The sequence below is a fragment of the Bartonella sp. AU16XJBT genome (assembly GCF_028618665.1).
GTDB lineage: Bacteria > Pseudomonadota > Alphaproteobacteria > Rhizobiales > Rhizobiaceae > Bartonella.
Genome location: NZ_JAQITF010000007.1, coordinates 18088 through 36759, shown reverse-complemented (window position 1 = coordinate 36759; position 18672 = coordinate 18088). Strand labels below are relative to the sequence as shown.

General features: G+C 36.9%; 14 protein-coding genes. 6 read left to right on the top strand and 8 right to left on the bottom strand.

Features of this window, described 5'->3' with window-relative positions; genetic code table 11:
* Positions 1-107: 107 nt before the first annotated feature.
* The gene (locus tag PVV66_RS05440) at positions 108-1679 is read right to left on the bottom strand and encodes a phospholipase D family protein (protein ID WP_273718156.1); all 1572 of its coding nucleotides are present in this window, start codon (positions 1677-1679) and stop codon (positions 108-110) included.
* Between the two features lie 387 nt (positions 1680-2066).
* Positions 2067-3452 carry a sigma-54 dependent transcriptional regulator gene (locus PVV66_RS05435; RefSeq protein ID WP_273718154.1) on the bottom strand — a complete coding sequence of 462 codons (1386 nt, stop codon included), beginning with the start codon at positions 3450-3452 and terminating at the stop codon, positions 2067-2069.
* 266 nt (positions 3453-3718) lie between these two features.
* Here PVV66_RS05435 and PVV66_RS05430 point away from each other — a divergent pair, with 266 nt between their 5' ends.
* Complete coding sequence (locus PVV66_RS05430; RefSeq protein WP_273718152.1) at positions 3719-4087, top strand: hypothetical protein; 369 nt, start codon at positions 3719-3721, stop codon at positions 4085-4087.
* A gap of 273 nt (positions 4088-4360) precedes the next feature.
* Here PVV66_RS05430 and PVV66_RS05425 read toward each other — a convergent pair whose 3' ends face one another.
* Positions 4361-5353, bottom strand: a complete 993-nt coding sequence (locus PVV66_RS05425) for an SIS domain-containing protein (RefSeq protein ID WP_273718150.1) — start codon at positions 5351-5353, stop codon at positions 4361-4363.
* A 40-nt stretch (positions 5354-5393) separates the two neighbouring features.
* Positions 5394-6284, bottom strand: a complete 891-nt coding sequence (locus PVV66_RS05420; RefSeq protein ID WP_273718148.1) for a UTP--glucose-1-phosphate uridylyltransferase — start codon at positions 6282-6284, stop codon at positions 5394-5396.
* A gap of 262 nt (positions 6285-6546) precedes the next feature.
* Here PVV66_RS05420 and PVV66_RS05415 point away from each other — a divergent pair, with 262 nt between their 5' ends.
* Together PVV66_RS05415 and PVV66_RS05410 are read left to right on the top strand one after the other, a co-directional pair.
* The gene (locus PVV66_RS05415) at positions 6547-7803 is read left to right on the top strand and encodes a lytic murein transglycosylase (protein ID WP_273718146.1); all 1257 of its coding nucleotides are present in this window, start codon (positions 6547-6549) and stop codon (positions 7801-7803) included.
* A gap of 15 nt (positions 7804-7818) precedes the next feature.
* On the top strand, positions 7819-8895 hold the full coding sequence (locus PVV66_RS05410) for an SGNH family hydrolase (protein ID WP_273718145.1): 1077 nt from the start codon (positions 7819-7821) through the stop codon (positions 8893-8895).
* 163 nt (positions 8896-9058) lie between these two features.
* Here PVV66_RS05410 and PVV66_RS05405 read toward each other — a convergent pair whose 3' ends face one another.
* Positions 9059-11083 carry a M3 family metallopeptidase gene (locus PVV66_RS05405; RefSeq protein WP_273718143.1) on the bottom strand — a complete coding sequence of 675 codons (2025 nt, stop codon included), beginning with the start codon at positions 11081-11083 and terminating at the stop codon, positions 9059-9061.
* 958 nt (positions 11084-12041) lie between these two features.
* Between PVV66_RS05405 and mgtE the strand changes: the two genes are divergently transcribed.
* The 3 genes from mgtE to ppa all read left to right on the top strand — a co-directional run bounded on the left by mgtE (position 12042) and on the right by ppa (position 17083).
* Positions 12042-13418 (top strand): magnesium transporter, encoded by a 1377-nt coding sequence (mgtE, locus tag PVV66_RS05400; RefSeq protein WP_273718142.1) that lies wholly within the window; start codon positions 12042-12044, stop codon positions 13416-13418.
* A gap of 1241 nt (positions 13419-14659) precedes the next feature.
* Positions 14660-16486 carry a translational GTPase TypA gene (gene typA, locus PVV66_RS05395; RefSeq protein ID WP_273718141.1) on the top strand — a complete coding sequence of 609 codons (1827 nt, stop codon included), beginning with the start codon at positions 14660-14662 and terminating at the stop codon, positions 16484-16486.
* 66 nt (positions 16487-16552) lie between these two features.
* On the top strand, positions 16553-17083 hold the full coding sequence (gene ppa / locus PVV66_RS05390; RefSeq protein ID WP_273718140.1) for an inorganic diphosphatase: 531 nt from the start codon (positions 16553-16555) through the stop codon (positions 17081-17083).
* A 52-nt stretch (positions 17084-17135) separates the two neighbouring features.
* Here the strand turns inward: ppa and PVV66_RS05385 are convergent, their stop codons facing one another.
* The 3 genes from PVV66_RS05385 to PVV66_RS05375 form a co-directional block, all read right to left on the bottom strand.
* A complete protein-coding gene (locus PVV66_RS05385; RefSeq protein WP_273718138.1) occupies positions 17136-17450 on the bottom strand; it encodes a DUF167 domain-containing protein in 315 nt (104 codons plus the stop codon).
* Positions 17451-17472: 22 nt separating this feature from the next.
* Positions 17473-17766, bottom strand: coding sequence for a YggT family protein (locus PVV66_RS05380; RefSeq protein ID WP_273718136.1), 294 nt, complete (start codon positions 17764-17766; stop codon positions 17473-17475).
* A 328-nt stretch (positions 17767-18094) separates the two neighbouring features.
* Positions 18095-18655, bottom strand: a complete 561-nt coding sequence (locus PVV66_RS05375; protein WP_273718134.1) for an invasion associated locus B family protein — start codon at positions 18653-18655, stop codon at positions 18095-18097.
* Positions 18656-18672: the final 17 nt, after the last annotated feature.

The window sequence follows — 18672 nt, the reverse complement described above, 5'->3', positions numbered from 1 at the left end:
AAATACAACTGCGGTTCTCATAGGGTAGATTGGCAAAAAATTATGCCATGCTAAAAACAAAATGAAAAGAAAAATAAATATTTTTTTTAAGTGTGGTTTATAAAAATTTACAATTGTGATTCAATCGGTAACCAACTTATTATTTTTGCAAATGCACGACGCCAAAAATTGCTTTCTGGCTCATAATCAATGCTATATTTTTTTTCATTTTCAATAAAATCCCAATAAACACGATTATTATCACCAAGACGAAGATGATAGCTCATTTCCCCCGTTGTTTCTTCACAAAACAACAAATCTAGCCTTGCTGTAATGGGGGCACATTCAAAAAGAATGCCCATTTCTGTATTGAGCGCTGCTGATCTGGGATCAAAGTTTAAAGAGCCAATAAAAGCTGTTTTACGATCAACTAAAAAAGCTTTGGCATGTAAACTTGCCTTACTCGATCGAAACAATCGTAACCCATGGGGGTTACCTTCCGCTTTTAATTCATAAAGCTTAACACCACTTTTTAACAGTGCCTTACGATACGGTACATAACCACCATGCACTAATGCTACATCGGTCGCAGCCAAAGAATTGGTAAGAATTTTGACATCAACACCTTTTGAAACCAAATTACTAAAATTCTGCGTACCAACCTTACCAGGGACAAAATAAGGTGATGTAATCTGAACCGTTTTTTGAGCATTTCCAATAACCTTTGAGAGCGCCTTCATAAGCCAATTGCTTGTTTTTTTACGCAATGCTTTTTCTGGAGGGTCAGAAAGAACAACAACTTTATCGGCTAAAAATAACCGCTTTCCTGTCTGAATAAAACAATCAAAATTAATGTGCTCTTTGACATAATCTAAATAAACTTTTGCAACCTTGGAATCCCGAAATTTTCGTAATTTATCCTTCCAATAGCTAAGATCACTTGCGCTTTTAGGAATAACCAAAGTATGAATTGGCAAAACAACAGCACTATTCCAAAAATCATCAAAGATACTTTCTACCTTTTTAACAGAGGGACCGATTAACATCAAATCTAAATCTCGAAAATGAGATTCTTCAGCAGCATCAAAATAAGAATCAGCAAGATTACGTCCTCCTACAAAAGCGACCCTGCCATCAACAATAAAAGCTTTATTATGCATTCTACGTGTCACAGTAATTGCCCGTAATATAATCTCTAAACCGCGGCGAAAACCACCTTTACGCGATCGCCCTGGATTAAACATTCTCACCTCAATATGAGGATGTTTATCGAGCGCAATATAAGCTGGATCACGTGCCTGAGCGTTAATATCATCTAAAAGAAGCCGTACCCGAACACCCCGATCAGCTGCCTCAACTATTTCACTTAGTAATAAACGCCCCGTTAAATCATCGTCCCAAATATAATACATCAGATCAAGGCTACGCCCAGCCTCTGCCGCACCTATTGCACGAACACAAAACGCATCCAAATTGCTGATGATAAGGGAAAGGGCATCTTTATTAACCCCCAGTCCATTTTCTTTCTCAGCTAATTGACTAACGATACGATCAAGCTTGGTTTCATCCTTCTGAATAGGCAACGCATAAGAAGATTGTCCCCTAGCACTTTTCACAAAACGCCCATAGGTGTAGATTGCCAACATAGACGCAATAAAAAAAAAGAGAATAAAACCAACAACAATCTGTAAAAGAGTCAAAGAGGATAAACTTTCTATTTTTAAGCTATCGCATCACCCGTGATACGAACCAGAATACTAATCATTTTATCTTAACCGTGTGGCAAATAAAATGCCACTTCTTGCTTAAGAGAGTATGAACTTAATATCCATGACGCAAAAATTTCAGCTGTAATATTTAAAAGCTTTAAAAAATATCTCTCGGCTTTAATAATATATATAAAATGAAACAAACGCTAAAATAGTCCAATAAAATTTATATTTGATTTAATTCTACAAAATCATCCCCAATAAATAAAATTCATAATAAATGATTGTCTTCTTTAAGTAGCCCCACTAACTTTATCAAAAGCCCTTCTAATTTTTTGAAAATCATACTTGTCATCAGAAGATGATTTGTTATAAATCTCACTTTCGTTCTTGATTTCTTATGGCTTTCAATTCTTCCATTTTTCTATAAAGTGTAGAGCGACCGATATGGAGGCGGCGCGCAATCTCACTCATATGCCCCTTATAATGTTTAATCGCTTTCTCGATAATATCATGTTCCATCTCTGCAAAAGTACGCACATGCCCATCAGTGTTCAAAAATTGTATTGATTCTTGTTCATTATCTTCTTGCATATTACCCTCAATGATATTTGGAACACTCATTAATGAATTTCCCATTAATTGGGGAAAATCTCGAACAGTTAATAACGGTCCCTCACTGAGTAAAATCGCACGAAATAAAAAATTTTCAAGTTCATTTCTATTGCCAGGCCAATCATACTGCATAAGCAAGGAAAGAGCTGATCCTGCTAAACCATGTACATGTGATCGCCCTGTCTCTGTTATGATGCGATCGATCAAACGTTGTGTGATCTCTGGAAAGTCATCCCTTAATTCTCGTAAAGCAGGGACGCTAATAGATAAATGAGAAAATTGTTCAAACAAACTATGCAAAAAAAAGTTCTCTTTAACCAAGTCCTTTAAACGCGATGTTGAAATAGCAATAATCCGAAAAGGAAAAAGTTCTCCTTTTGTATCCCTTTCCCTTTCTTTAAGATAATGAGCAAACCGCCTTTGCTGTATGGGCTCAAGTCGATCAATATCACAAAGGCAAAGTGTTCCTTTTTCAAGCGAAGAAACCAATGGGAGGAATTCTTTAAACCAATGCTGATTTTCTTCTTCTGGATCAGCAATCGCTGAACATTGAAAGCGAATAAAAATGCCCTCTGCCAATAAACCTTCATGATGAATAATCCGAGCTAAAGTCTCACGACCTGTTCCAACTTCACCCTCTATCAAAAGATTCTGTGAAGTCGTTGCTGCGGCTCTCGATTTCTCTAAAACAACCTGCATAGCTCTACTTTTTATGCAAAGGTCAGAAAACCGTAAATGCTTCTCTTTCTTTCGTCGAATATCTCGAACCTCATGCTCCAAGGCAGAAATCAGAGCAAGAATATCCAAAGTAACTCTTACGCGTAATAATGTTACTGGATGAATCCAATAATCAACAGCTCCAGCTGTTAAAGCTTTCTGGAGTAAATCCTGATTTTCTTGTTGTGCTATCACAACAATAGGAACAGAAACACCAGCAACTCTAATCATTTTAATCAAATCGCTCACACTCAAATCACTCATAACGACATCAAGGAGTGCAAGCACAATGTTTTTACGTCTGTGTAAAAGATCAATTGTACGGAGCCCATTTTCTGCTTCAATGACACGGTAACCAAAACCCCGGAGCATAGCAGAAAGCTCTATACGTCTTCCATAATCTTCACTCGCAACAAGAATGGGACCAACCATAATGTCAATAATCTCCTTTGAGACTACTCATGAGACTATTCAGCGGCTTAATGTAAAAATTGTTGTAAATCATAAGAAATATTTCACCTCTTGTGCTTCACTTGCACATTTCATCAAGCTGTTAATTAAATACAACATTAAGGCATTTTTTTCTATTTTTTTTGCTTTTTCATTGATTTTCATCAAATTTTTCATATTGACTCATGGCATAATTTAATAATTTTATAGGAAATAGAGAGCAAAATAATCTAAATAGAGTGAAATCAATGAAACATACCTATCATATTTTATGTCTTACAATCGCCGCTTTGCTATTAAGTGCCTGTAGCTTTTCGCAATATTATAGCCCCAATATGTCAACTGGAATTGATGGAAAATGGATTGATGAAAATGGTATTATTTCTTCTTTCCACAATGGTGTTTTTGAAACACGTGCAGCCGATACAGAAGAAAAACTATCAGAAGGGGCATATAATTATCTTGATGCTCAAAATATAGAAATTGAAATACGCTCTATTCTCCGTGGAACGATTTCGAGAGTCAATTGTACAATGTCATATGACGCCACACAACTTCTCTGCACCTCACATACAGGAGCTCAGTTTTTCCTTAAGCGGAAATCTTCAACAAAGTAAAAGTAAAGCTTCTCTTAAATTAAGAGCAGAGGGAGCACATACATCAAACAGGAGGTGATCATTTCTCCTCCTGAGAGGAAATCCTCTCTAAAATACGAAAAGAGACTGATATAGTCTCTATCTTTAGAATTTTCTAAACATTATAAAATGCGTAAAAATAATCATTTTTTCCACAAAATATCAGTAAAAGCCCCTTCACAATAAAATTGTGACTTTGTATCGTTCAATCTATTTTAGCCTAAAATAGCATTTTATCTGATAGGGAACTTTCATCTAAGCAGCACCAATGCGCAAAAGATCATGAAAATGAACAATTCCTATCGGTTTTTTATCTTCAACCACGAAAAATGCACCAATATGATGTTCATTAATAAAAGCCATTGCTGCACCAACAAGTGTATTTGGCTTTACAACTTTAGGCGCTTTGGTCATTACCTCATCAACATTAAATTTTGATAAATTAAAATGAATGTTCCGTGCAAGATCACCATCGGTCACAATTCCAATGAGTTCACCTTTTTGATTGACAACACCAACACAACCAAAATGTTTTTCTACCAAAACATTCATCGCTTCAGTCATAGCTGTTCCCTGCATAACCAAAGGAATACGATCACCTTCATGCATAATATCACACACGTATTTAAGGCTTGCACCAAGAGAACCACCAGGATGATATATTTTGAAATCGGTTGCGGTAAAACCACGCATTTCTAAAAGAGAAACAGCCAATGCATCTCCCATTGCCAATTGCATAATTGTTGAAGTTGTAGGCGCTAAACCATGAGGGCAAGCTTCTTCTATCTTTGGTAATAAGAGAACAATATCAGCTTGTCGTCCTAACACAGAGTGCTCACTTGATGTCATTGCAATAAGGGGGATACGAAAACGCACCGCATAACTCATAATGCCACTTAACTCTTGCGTTTCACCAGACCATGATAACGCAAGAATAACATCATCAGATCCAATCATACCAAGATCACCGTGATTAGCTTCTGCAGCGTGAACAAAAAAAGCAGGTGTTCCAGTTGAAGCTAAGGTTGCTGCAATTTTTGTCCCTATATGGCCACTTTTCCCAAGCCCGGTAATGACCACATGCCCACGGGCATTTCTAATGGTTTGAACAGCCGCGGCAAAAGAAAATGAAAGACTTCCAAGAAGAGCTGCTTCAAGAGCCTCAAGCCCTTGCTTTTCACTGGCGAGTGTTTTAAGCGCCGATGCAACAGCACCCTGCAAAGCCATATGAGGAAATGGTATTGTCATAATCAAATTCAATCAATAAAATCAAAGTGAGAGATCTACATCATTTTTCAACTGTAATGGTTTCCAGTAAATTTTTCAATGAGGCAGAAATATGGCTGTGCATATCAGCACGTGCCAAAGAAAATGCAACGTTAGCTTCAATAAAACCAGCTTTAGAACCGCAATCAAAAGTGCGCCCTTCTAATTGCAAACCCCAAAAATCCTGTTCGTTTGAAAGCCTTATCATCGCATCTGTTAGTTGAATTTCATTTCCTGCTCCTCGTTCTTGAGTGGAAAGAATATTAAAAATTTCTGGCTGCAAAATATAACGTCCATTGATGTACAAATTTGATGGTGCCGTTCCAAGCGCTGGTTTTTCTACCATTTTTGTGATTTCAAAACCATTTGCAATCTGTTTGCCCTTCCCCACAACACCATATTTATGGGTTTCTCTAGGATCGCATTCCTGAACTGCTATAATATTTCCGCCCCCCGTTTTTTCATAAAGGCTCATCATCTCAGAAAGACACCCCTTTTTCGCTTGTATCAACATATCAGGTAATAACAAAGCAAAAGGTTCGCCTGCAACTAATTCACGCGCGCACCAAAGCGCATGCCCTAACCCCAAAGGTTGCTGTTGCCGTGTGAAAGAAGTTGTCCCTGGCAATGGCTGTAAACGGTATAAATGCGCAAGGTCTTCTTTTTTTCCACATTCAGCAAGTGTTGTATATAATTCAACTTGCACATCAAAATAATCCTCAATGACTGCTTTGTTGCGTCCAGTCACAAAAATAAAATGCTCAATACCAGCCTCCCGAGCTTCATCCACAACATATTGAATAACTGGCTTATCAACAACTGTTAGCATTTCTTTAGGTATCGTTTTTGTCGCAGGAAGAAAACGCGTACCAAGACCTGCTACGGGAAATACTGCTTTCCGGATTTTACGCAAACTCACCCTCCTCAATGAATTCATATAACCTTGTCTATTTATCACATGTTTTTATGAAATAGTAAAAAAGATATCTTATTGTTTTGATTATCATTATAATGGGCAATCAAAAATGTAAAAGAGAATATGAAAATTTATTGAAAGGATTAAACGAATTATTTGTTGCAGTTTTTTCCTCTTCTTGATCATATTATCAATTAAACTAAATACAAAATAAAGTTATTGCACATCTAATAAATTGAATATTAATGGGGATTTCAAAATGCAAAAAACTAAATTGAAGACTTTCTTTTTTTTAGAGAAATCAATCAATCGAAGAACGCTTATCACTGGCTTTGTCGTTCTTTTGTCTGCTTTTTTAATGTTTTTTGCATCCTTTGCATATGCTGATAGTGGATTTAGATACTGGATTAAAGAGTTTAGAAAAACAGCTATTGCTCATAATATTACCCCCTCTACGTTTCATATGGCTTTTAAAGGCATTAATGCCATTGATCCAGAAGTTTTAAAAAGCGCCGCATACCAACCGGAATTTATTGCTCCCCCATGGAATTATTTTGATAATCGTGTCCATGATATTGCAATTGTGGAAGGACGGCGCCAAGCAAAAAAATGGAATAAATGGCTTCTTCAAATTGAAGAACGTTTTGGTGTTGACCGCAATATTCTGCTTGCTATTTGGTCTATGGAAAGCAATTACGGGAAAATTTTAACCAATAAAAGTGTCATGCGTGATACCATTCGCTCGCTTGCAACTCTCGCCTATGCTGATAAAAAACGTGCAAAATATGCACATACACAACTGATTGCTGCTATGAAAATCTTACAAAGTGGTGAAATTAAACGCTCTCAACTCACTGGATCTTGGGCCGGTGCATTGGGACATACCCAATTTATTCCAAGCAGTTATCTCGCCTATGCCGTTGATATGGATAAAGATGGACGGCGTGATATCTGGACCTCTGTTCCAGATGCTCTGGCTACTGCTGCTAATCTTCTCCACAAAAATGGCTGGCAACCTCACCTTATTTGGGGAGTAGAGGTAAAAGTTCCCCAGGGGAAAAATCTTCCTGAAGGCTGGTATTCCTTTGAACAATGGAAAAAATTAGGTGTAAAATACGCAAATGGGCATCCTCTTCCTCCATTAGCTGAACAAGCAATATTAAAATATCCAGATGGAGCCAAAGGACCTATATTCTTAGTCACAAAAAATTTCTTTGTTATAAAACGTTATAATAATGCAGATCGTTATGCTTTTGCTGTTGCCCTTCTTGCTGATCGTATTGCTGGACATCCTGGATTAGTGAATGATTGGCAAAGACCTTTTCAACCTCTTACCTTCCAAGAATGCAAAGAATTGCAATCTCGCTTAAGTGCACTGGGCTATTATAAAGAGAATGTTGATGGAAAAATCGGAACTGCCTCCCGCAAAGCAATTAAAGCTTTTCAGCTACATCACGGTTTAAAAGCAAATGGATATCCATCCTCTCAAGTGCTTTTTCTCCTTCGCAAACAATAATGGAGAGTTAAGGTTTTGTCTCTTTTTCGTCTGATATACTTGATGTTCTTGCTGTTTTCACTTTCTATTGTGGGGATTATACAGCCATCTCCAAGTAAAGCAACCAACTTCTTCAAATGGTTATCACAACAAAATAAACCGACACAACAACCACCGCAAATTATAGAACAAAAAATAAACAAGCCGCAAAAAAAGATCGTAACACAAAAAAACATACAAAAGCTGAAAAATGAGAATGCAAAGCGCATTCTTGTCATAGGGGATTTTACAGCTTCTGCTGTTGCCGATGCACTTAAAAAGTTTTTTGCAGATAATAGCGATATCGTTATCATGAACAACACAATGCCTGCTTCTGGCTTAGTTCGAACGAATTATTATTCTTGGCAAAGCAATATTTCTAAACTCATTGATCAAAATAATCCCGATGTCATTATCATGATGATCGGTGCAAATGACAATCAACCCATCATAGACTCTCATAGCATGATTAACACAGATCAATCAGAATGGATACGCATCTACAAACAACGAATTATCGAAATTGCTGAAAGTCTTCATGCCTCTGGAAAATCATGGATATGGATAGGTCAGCCTTCTTTTGGAAATGACCTTTTGACACAAAAAATGAAAATTTTTAACGCGCTCTATAAACAAGAAACAGAAACAGCGGGAGGATATTTTCTCGATATCTGGAGCGGTTTTATTGATAAAGAAGGAAACTTTTCTTTTTCAGGCTATGATATTCATGGGAAAATAGCCAAATTACGTACCAATAATGGCATTCATTTTACATCTGAAGGAAAGAAAAAACTTGCCTCTTATTTAGAAGAACCATTGAAAAATATTTTAAATTTTCATGCCTTTTCTCATGAACAGCCATACTTAACCGATCAAACTATGCAAAAATTTATACAAGAATCAGAAAAACAAGAACCAAGTAATATTATGCGTCAGCCTCCGATGAGCCTCGAGGATATGACACAACAAAATACCCACCTTTTAGGCAAAAGAAAATCAAGTTTTATAAAAAAATCATGGTTTCCACCAAATGGGCATCAAAAAGATCGCGCTGATAATTTTTCTTCCCCATAATGTTGATTTAAAATATAAAATCTTATTTCCCCCATAAACGAAAAGCGAATAAGATAAAAAATACTGCTCACAGAACCATAAATGAAGGGAAGATTTGCATAAATCGCAACTGCATCTTTCGAATAATATGAAAACGGCATGGTGTTAACCATACCGTTATCGTTTATAGTCCACGTTTGTTAATCATTGCGTCTGGTAAAGGCATCCGTCCCCGAAAAGCTTTATACAGTTCCTCTGGATCACGGCTTCCCCCTGCAGAATAGATAAAACGCTTTAAAAGATCAGCAAGCTCTGAATTAAAGACATCACCTGTTTCTTCAAATGCTTGAAAAGCATCAGCATCAAGTACTTCCGACCACATATAAGAATAGTAACCAGCAGCATAACCATCCCCTGCAAACACATGCATAAAATGCGCAGGACGATGACGCATAATAATCGTATCAGGCATGTGCAACTTTTCTAATTCTTTATGTTCAAAAATTGTTGGATCAGTGACTGCTTCTCCTTGATGAAAAGCCATATCCACTAAAGCTGATGAGATAAATTCAACCGCAGAAAATCCAGCATTAAATGTCTGTGCCACCAAAACTTTATTGATCAATTCTTGTGGCATCGGATGCCCTGTTTTTGCATGTATAGCATAAGATTTTAATATCTCTGGTACGGTTAACCAGTGTTCATAAAGTTGAGAGGGAAGTTCAACAAAATCGCGTGCAACAGATGTTCCCGCTACAGAGGGCCATGTGACATCAGAAAGCAAACCATGCAATGCATGCCCAAATTCATGGAAAAGTGTACGTGCATCATCAAGTGATAAAAGTGCAACCTCCCCTTTAGAGGGTTTAGCAAAATTACAAATATTGTAGATAATCGGTTTTTGGCCGCCATTCAATTTATGCTGCGATTGCAATTGGCTCATCCATGCACCGGATCGTTTTGAAGAACGTGCAAAATAATCACCAATGAAATGCCCAAGTAAACTTCCATCAGATTTCTTTACTTCCCACAGACGTGCGTCAGGATGCCAAAGTGCAACAGCATTTTTTTCTTCAAAGGTAATGCCAAAAAGTTTTTCTGCTACCCCAAAAGCCGCTTTAATCATACGATCAAGTTGAAAATAATATTTAATTTCAGCGCTATCGAAAGAGAGTTTTTCAGTGCGGAGCTTTTCAGCATAATAACGCCAATCCCAAGCGGCTAAAGATTCATTGCTTCCTTGATTGTTGGCAAAATTTTGTAATTCAATTTGCTCAGTAGAAGCCTTTGCTCTTGCGCGCTCCCATATAGGCATAAGCAAATTCATAACGGAATCAACACTTTTAGCCATGGTATTATCGAGTTTCAAATCTGCGAAAGATTTATATCCCAATAATTTAGCCTGCTCATCTCGAAGCGCAACAATCTCTAAAATAATGGTTCGATTATCATTCTTGTTATTATTTTCACCACGTTTAGCCCAAGCTTGGAATGCAACCTCACGCAAATCACGACGATCAGAGAATTTTAAAAAAGGTTCAATAATCGAGCGTGCTAGTGTTAACGCATAGGCTTCTTCATTGCCTCTTTCACACGCAATTTCTTTCATTGAAGCAATAAGATCTTCCGGTAAACCAGATAAGTCTGTTTGTTTTAAAAATAGAATCCATTCAGCTTCATCGTTTAAGACATTCTGCCCAAAAGTAGCATTTAAAAAAGCAAGCCTTTCATTAATTTCCACAAGCCGTTTCTGAGCTTTATCGTCTAGTTTTGCACCATGACAAACGAACTTTTTCCACCATAATTCAAGAACGCGTGTTGTTTCACTCTCAAACATGCCCTGCTGCGACTGTTTATAAAGTACATCTATTTTTGCAAATATCCGCGCGTCCATCATCATTTTTGAAGAATAACGGGAAAGTTTTACAACGAATTCTTGTTCGAGCTGTTGAATCAACGCATTCGTATGAGCACTGGTGCGCAAGAAAAATATTGAACAGACACGATCCAGCGCTTTGCCACAAAGCTCAAAAGGTTGCAAAAAATTCTCAAGCGTTGGTGGTTCTTGCACCATCGCAATCGCCTCTAATTCTTCTTCGGCTTCTTGAAGGGCCTGTTCAAAAGCGGGTTTAAAATCTTCATCTCCTATAGAAGAAAAATCAGGAAGACCTGAAAATCCCTTCCAGTCCAGCACTACTGCTTTTGTCATAATACTTTATGTCTCCATTATAAATTTAAGCTGTAACAATTATCTTTACGACACAAATTGATAATATACTAAAACTATTTCGTGAGTTTCAAAACTAACTTTCAAAGCTCTCTTGAATAAAAAATTTTAAAATATCTTTAGCTTTATGAGATCAATAAAAATAAGAATTTCTACACTTATCAAACAAAATCTTTGATTTATAAAGATAAATTATCGTTTTTTATATTAAATGAGAAACTTGAATATCGTAAGATTCTCTGATTTTAAACCATATTATATAGAAGCAATAAAGATTATTCGCTCACACATCACAAATGAAATTGCCTATTGATAAAAACACTTGAAGAAAAACATAAAAACGCTTCTTATGAATTTTTAAAATGCAAGAGCTGTTATAGTATTGGGGGCTGGAAAATAGTATAATGATACCAGTGCGCACCTTTTATTTAAACGTAAAGATGGTAATCTTCTATGAATTTTATACCATTTACGCGTAACGTCATGAAATGGGCGTAACGTGTGCTCAGAGATATTTCTTTAAAACAAGCGTATGAATTCGTAACATAAGTGTATGCTGTTTTTTTAAAGAGTAACCCCATAAAGAACGTAAAAACCAAAATTTTGAAGAAAGGTATAATCTCTAATCTTTACAAAACATTGCTGTAGATTCTTTCAAAAATCGCAAAGCTGTACTAAAGAAATGACGGAAAAATGAGAACTGTTTTTTACATTTACGCCTTCATATTACCCCTAAATTAGGCTGTATTCTTACTTTCAGTGATTTCAGAAACTTGTTTATAACTTATAATCTATCCTTGACTTTAATTAAAATATTAATAATTGGAAATATAGTCGGAGAGGTTTTTTCGGATCTTCCATAAACTTTTATTTTTTTATTTTTTATCTCGTCATCTTATCTAGATTTATAACGCTCCAACTTTTCAGGAGGTACTTTATCATGACTGAAATCAAAACGACCTTCGACTTCAAAAATTTTTCTCCTGAAGCTCTCGCTGAAAAATTAAAAAGTCAGCATTTTGCGGACTCTATTGATATCATCAATGACCTCGATATCATGGAGCGTGTAACTATTCTCAGTCTTCTGCCTCTTGAGTATGTTATCGAACTATTTGATAAACCAGAGCTTGAGCAACCTGTTGCTATTTTAGAACTTCTGCCCATAAATCGTGCTGTTGAAATTCTTGATGGCATGTCTGCAGATGCTGCTGCAGACGTCTTTCAAGAAATGGATAAAGAAACCCGCACGCGGCTTTATGCCTTGCTTAAACCCTTAACGCGCGCTGAACTTAAAAAACTCACCAGTTATCCTGATCATACAGCAGGGGCACTGATGACAACAGAATTTATAGTGGTTCCTTCAAACTGGACCATACAAAAAACTTTGGATCACATTCGTGAGGTAGAGCGAACACGAGAAACAGTTTATACCAGCTATGTAATTGACCCTAAAACAGGAACTCTTCTCAAAGCTGTTTCACTGCGTAACCTTATTCTTGCCTCACCTGATGAACAAATTCTTAATGTTCCTACCCATGACTCGCCCATTACAATATCGCCCTTCACGCATCATGAAGATATTGCGCGTCTTTTCCAGCGCCATGACCTTCTCTCGGTGCCCGTCGTTGATGAAAATAACCATGTCATTGGCATTGTAACCGTTGACGATGTGCTTGATACTATGGTCGATGAGATGAATGAAGACGCCTATAAATTTGGGGGTATGGAAGCGCTTGATAAGCCCTATATGCAAATCAAATTTCCTGAAATGATGAAAAAACGCGGCGGCTGGCTCGCTTTACTCTTTATCGGTGAAATGCTAACCGCAAGCGCTATGCAACATTTCGAAACTGAACTTGAAAAAGCGATTATTCTTACACTGTTTATTCCTCTCATTATGAGTTCAGGAGGAAATTCCGGTTCACAAGCTACATCCCTTATTATCCGCGCATTGGCTTTACGTGAACTCACGCTGAAAGACTGGTGGAAAGTTATCATTCGTGAAATTCCAACAGGACTATCCCTTGGTCTCTTACTCGGAATTATTGGCGTTACGCGCATTGCTCTTTGGCAAAAACTCGGTATCTATGACTATGGACAACATTGGATTGCTGTTTCAACAACTGTAGGCACCGCTTTAGTCGGCATCGTTACCTTCGGTTCTCTTTCTGGCTCTATGTTGCCCTTTATCCTTAAAGGTTTAAAATTTGATCCTGCAAGTGCTTCTGCTCCTTTTGTGGCAACTTTAGTAGATGTCATGGGTATTATAATCTATTTTTCTGTAGCTTCCCTTATTTTGTCAGGAACTCTTCTTTAAACATGTGATGTAAAAACAAACCCTTATGGAAAGATCTTGCCATGTTGTTTCAGATCTTTCCATAAGAGCACAAGCTCTATTATTTGTTTTCTAGCGCATCAGTTTATAAATAATACATCATTTTTATATATTAAATCATACCGTAAAATTATCTCATCATAATCTTCTCATAAAATCATCTTCTTGCTTGTCATAGGTGGGATAGATGTGTGGATGGAAATTATATCAAGAAAGGAGTAAAATACTCCTTATGTCTTCTCTCAAATATACAAGCTGTCGCAATATGACAGCTGAGACAAGAATAATAATGGAGGTGATATAGGGTTTATACGCTTCACAAAGGCGTTGAGGGTATACCGTTCACGTGTATTAGAGCATTCATTGGCCCTATCATGCAATGGATATGTGATATTAAGGCATCTCTCTTTAAAAGAAGACAGAAATGTGCACAACAAATGTATTCTTTTTAGAGCGTTCTATTTGTAGGAGAGGTATAATTCTATAAAGTATGATAAACAAAAGTGTAGGCAATACACCAATCTCGATGATTTTAAATGTAATTCTTGAGAAGATCTTAAAGTCATAAAACCGAATTAAAAATAACAGCAAAGAGGGAAACTTTCTATACCTTCATATTCTTTATAAATCAGGCTGTGTTCGTATTTCATAAATAAATCAAATAGATATCATTTTTCCTCTCATCTGGCATACAAAAGTTAGAACTTCTTATAAAATTCTTAAATCTCAGTATTTATCTTAAATATGCGGTTGCATTAAATCTGGAGATGTTGATTGACAAACTCCAAAAGAAACGAAAGCTTTATTAGGAATAACAATGTTATAAAGCTGTCAATAGATTGGCTATAGATTGAGAGATATTCTAAATTTTTATCAATATTTTTGCAAAACAACAAAGATGACACAGCTTGCTTTACTTATTCCTACAAGCCGTTCATATAAATTTCTTGCGTCATATTGATAAAAATCCAGTTGACTATGATTTATGGACAATTCTTGGCTCGAGAATAGAACACACACGAACGATAAAGTTCTTTTACGAAACTCCAGCAATTAAGGCTTCATAGAACATTAAAGACTTGGATGAATCGTTTTGCCATAAAAATATGGTCTCTATCTTCCAAAATTATAAAAAAACATGTAAAAGGCTTTTTAATAGTCAGGCGAAGAATGTAAAGACTTTGCCTCAAATGAAATTTCATTAAACGAAAAGAAGAAAATTTATGCAATTGCGTAACATTGCCATCATTGCCCACGTTGACCATGGGAAAACAACGCTTGTAGACGGACTTCTCAAGCAATCAGGAAACTTCCGTGATAATCAGCGTACAAGCGAACGTATGATGGATTCAAACGATATTGAAAAAGAACGTGGAATTACAATTCTAGCGAAAGTAACATCTGTTGTTTGGAAAGAGACTCGAATTAATATTGTTGATACACCAGGACATGCTGATTTTGGTGGAGAAGTTGAACGTATTCTAAATATGGTTGATGGAGCCATCGTCCTTGTTGATGCAGCTGAAGGACCAATGCCACAAACAAAATTTGTCGTTGGGAAAGCATTAAAAGTGGGATTGCGCCCTATTGTTGCTATTAATAAAATCGACCGACCTGATGCACGCGTTGATGAAGTCATTAATGAGGTTTTTGACCTTTTTGCCGCTCTTGATGCAACCGACGAACAGCTTGATTTTCCTATTCTTTACGGCTCGGGGCGCGATGGATGGATGGCTGAAGCCCCTGAGGGACCAAAAGATCAGGGACTTAGTCCTTTATTTGATCTTGTAACGCGGCATGTTCCTTCTCCTAGTGTAGCAGAAGGACCATTCCGCATGATTGGGACTATTCTTGAAGCAGATCCGTTTTTGGGGCGAATTATTACAGGTCGTATTCATTCCGGCTCTCTAAAACCCAATCAAAATGTTAAGGTTCTTGGGCAAGATGGAAAACTTTTAGAAACTGGACGTATCTCAAAAATTTTAGCATTTCGTGGTCTAGAAAGGCAACCTATTGAAGAAGGAAGTGCTGGTGATATTGTTGCGATTGCAGGTCTACAAAAAGGTACCGTTGCGGATACTTTCTGTGATCCAGCTGTTAATGACCCCCTTACGGCTCAACCAATTGATCCTCCTACTGTTACGATGAGTTTTCTCGTCAATGATAGTCCCCTTGCAGGAACGGAAGGAGATAAAGTAACAAGCCGTGTCATTCGTGACCGTTTGTTAAAAGAAGCAGAAGGCAATGTCGCCCTTAAAATTGAAGAATCAGCCGATAAAGATTCTTTCTATGTTTCAGGACGAGGAGAATTACAGCTTGCGGTTCTCATTGAAAATATGCGCCGTGAAGGATTTGAGCTTAGTGTTTCACGCCCACGTGTTGTGATGCAAAAAGATGAAAATGGAATAACTCTCGAGCCCATTGAAGAAGTTGTTATCGATGTTGATGAAGAATATTCCGGTACTGTTGTACAAAAAATGTCTGAACGTAAAGGCGAAATGGTGGAATTGCGCCCTTCTGGAGGTAATCGTGTCCGCCTTGTTTTTTATGCGCCCACTCGAGGACTCATTGGTTATCAATCTGAACTTTTAACGGATACCCGTGGTACAGCAATTATGAATCGCCTTTTCCATGCTTATGAACCTTATAAAGGAGACATTGCTGGGCGTGTTAATGGTGTTATGATTTCAAATGACAACGGTGAATCTGTCGCTTATGCTCTTTTTAATCTTGAAGATCGCGGGCCTATGATCATTGATGCAGGTGTGAAAGTCTATCAAGGTATGATTATTGGCATCCACTCACGGGATAACGACTTAGAAGTCAATGTTTTAAAAGGAAAAAAACTCACCAATATGCGTGCGTCTGGAAAAGATGAAGCCGTAAAGTTAACGCCTCCCATTAAAATGACATTAGAACGTGCTCTATCGTGGATACAAGATGATGAACTTGTGGAGGTCACCCCTAAAAATATTCGTCTCCGCAAACTTTATCTTGATCCCAATGAACGTAAGCGTTTTGAAAAAACGCGTGCATCAATTTCAAGCTAATTTCATAATCTCTTTGGTAAAATATTTTATTGTAAGCCTTACTTTAATCCCAGAAAGGATGTCTCTATGAATATTAAGGAAATACCCGTAGGCAAAAACCCACCAGAAGATATTAATGTTATTGTGGAAGTCTCTCTTGGTGGTCAACCAATAAAATATGAGATGGATAAAAAGTCGGGCGCATTATTCGTTGACCGTTTTCTTCATACCTCAATGGTTTATCCTGGAAATTATGGTTTTGTTCCTCATACACTTTCAGATGATGGTGACCCTATTGATGTTCTTATCTGTAATACCCGTCCACTGATGCCTGGTTGTGTGATCAATGTTCGCCCTATTGGGGCTCTGATGATGGAAGATGATGGTGGTAAAGACGAAAAAATTATTGCCATTCCCACACCAAAATTAACAAAACGCTATATCAATATTCATGACTATACAGACCTGCCTGAGATTACACTCAAGCAAATTGAACATTTCTTCAAGCATTATAAAGATTTGGAACCTGGAAAATGGGCCAAAATTGAAGGGTGGCGTAATAAAAACTTTGCTCATGAATTAATTAAGCAAGCGGTTGAGCGCAACAAAGAAATATAATAATTTTAATAACATAAGGCCTATTTTTTAATAGGCTTTATTATTTATTTTTCTACGAGATACGATCTCTAAAGGATTGCCATATCTCCTTTAACTCTTCTAAATGTGTTGAAAAGTGAAGTTGTTTGTAGCGAGATGTTGCCCCACTTTTCAGAGAAATAGAAGAAGATGGAATTTTCCACTGCTTCGCAAAAAATTTAATGAGAGCTTTATTTGCTTTGCCATCTTCAGGAACAGCACGAAGGCGTGTAACCAGATATTGTTTCTCACCATCCCTACATTCAATCCCTATTATTTTGTCAACAGATGATTTGGGAATGAGGTATACAAACAAAATCAAACTACTTTTATCAACTTGATAAAACATATATTTGCCTCAAATCACATTTCTATAGATACATGCTTGCGTAAGCGCGCCACATAAAAGTACGAATAAAATAAATAATAATAAACACCACAATAGGCGAAATATCAATTGTTCCCAAATTTGGTAAAATCCGCCGGATAGGGTTTAAAATGGGATTTGTAAGGCGATATAAAAAGTTTCCTATCAAAATAACAAAGCGGTTGCGCGAATTTATGATATTAAAAACATAAAGCCAAGAAAAAATGACACTAGCAATTAAAATATCAATATAAATATTAAAAACCAAATCAATCGTTTGAAGCAATGCATAAACCATGCGTTATCTCTTTCAATCCAGGAAACAGAAAAGCGTATAAAAAGCCTTCGTTAAGATAAGTCTGTATATTGAATACAATATTTATACTCTAATATTCTGTGAATAAAAGACTAAATATTCCAACTTCTCCGCCTCTCCATTTAATGATGATGAAGCGAGAAGACAAATATCAAAATTAAAAATAGTGCAATGGAAAGAAAAGAAACAGAAAATAATCTGAAAACTTTAAAACCTCTTAATTATAAGATTAACCTTAAATCTCATCGTTTGAATGATCATATACGCAAAAACTAAAAACGGCCTTAAAAGGCCGTTTTTGTTTTTAAAATTATTTCTGCAAAGCAATCAAACGGTTAAGGGCATTACTAAAACCATCGAGCTGAACAAATAAATCATTCAAAGCTGGTTCACCTGCAGCCGCAATTGTCATCGCCAACTTTAATTGTTTTCCAGAACGTAAAGCTGCTACGTGATTTTTGTCAAAAGCAACTGGAACCATGCAACCTGCTGGTACACAAGTCCGAATACCGGTTTCAATAACAGCTTTTCCTTCATCAACTTGTAAACGGACAGGCTTAGAAACCAAAATGCCAAAAGGAACTGTTAAATTACCCGATACAACACCTTCAGTATTGAGAATAAGGCTCATAGCCACAATAACACGCCCCTGCTCATTTACTTCTTGACGGTGCATAAAACAAATTCTTTTCCCTTCTTGTAACCCACAGTTAATGGTCCACAAACCATAGGTTTCAGTTAAAGAAGAAGCGCCATTTGGCAATGTCGCTGCTGCCTCTTTCGGTGCAGAAGGCTTTGAACTTGTTGCAAATGCAACAGATGAAATACTCAAAAGAGTACAAACTATAAGTAAATTAAATAACTTTTTCATTTTATATTCCTGTTCTT

What these genes read in the sequence shown, in the direction of transcription:
- PVV66_RS05435 (WP_273718154.1), bottom strand. Translation starts at nt 3,452, where the DNA reads ATGGTTGGTCCCATTCTTGTTGCGAGTGAAGATTATGGAAGACGTATA.
- PVV66_RS05430 (WP_273718152.1), top strand. Translation starts at nt 3,719, where the DNA reads ATGAAACATACCTATCATATTTTATGTCTTACAATCGCCGCTTTGCTA.
- PVV66_RS05425 (WP_273718150.1), bottom strand. Translation starts at nt 5,353, where the DNA reads ATGACAATACCATTTCCTCATATGGCTTTGCAGGGTGCTGTTGCATCG.
- PVV66_RS05415 (WP_273718146.1), top strand. Translation starts at nt 6,547, where the DNA reads ATGCAAAAAACTAAATTGAAGACTTTCTTTTTTTTAGAGAAATCAATC.
- PVV66_RS05405 (WP_273718143.1), bottom strand. Translation starts at nt 11,083, where the DNA reads ATGACAAAAGCAGTAGTGCTGGACTGGAAGGGATTTTCAGGTCTTCCT.
- mgtE (WP_273718142.1), top strand. Translation starts at nt 12,042, where the DNA reads ATGACTGAAATCAAAACGACCTTCGACTTCAAAAATTTTTCTCCTGAA.
- typA (WP_273718141.1), top strand. Translation starts at nt 14,660, where the DNA reads ATGCAATTGCGTAACATTGCCATCATTGCCCACGTTGACCATGGGAAA.
- ppa (WP_273718140.1), top strand. Translation starts at nt 16,553, where the DNA reads ATGAATATTAAGGAAATACCCGTAGGCAAAAACCCACCAGAAGATATT.
- PVV66_RS05385 (WP_273718138.1), bottom strand. Translation starts at nt 17,450, where the DNA reads ATGTTTTATCAAGTTGATAAAAGTAGTTTGATTTTGTTTGTATACCTC.
- PVV66_RS05380 (WP_273718136.1), bottom strand. Translation starts at nt 17,766, where the DNA reads ATGGTTTATGCATTGCTTCAAACGATTGATTTGGTTTTTAATATTTAT.
- PVV66_RS05375 (WP_273718134.1), bottom strand. Translation starts at nt 18,655, where the DNA reads ATGAAAAAGTTATTTAATTTACTTATAGTTTGTACTCTTTTGAGTATT.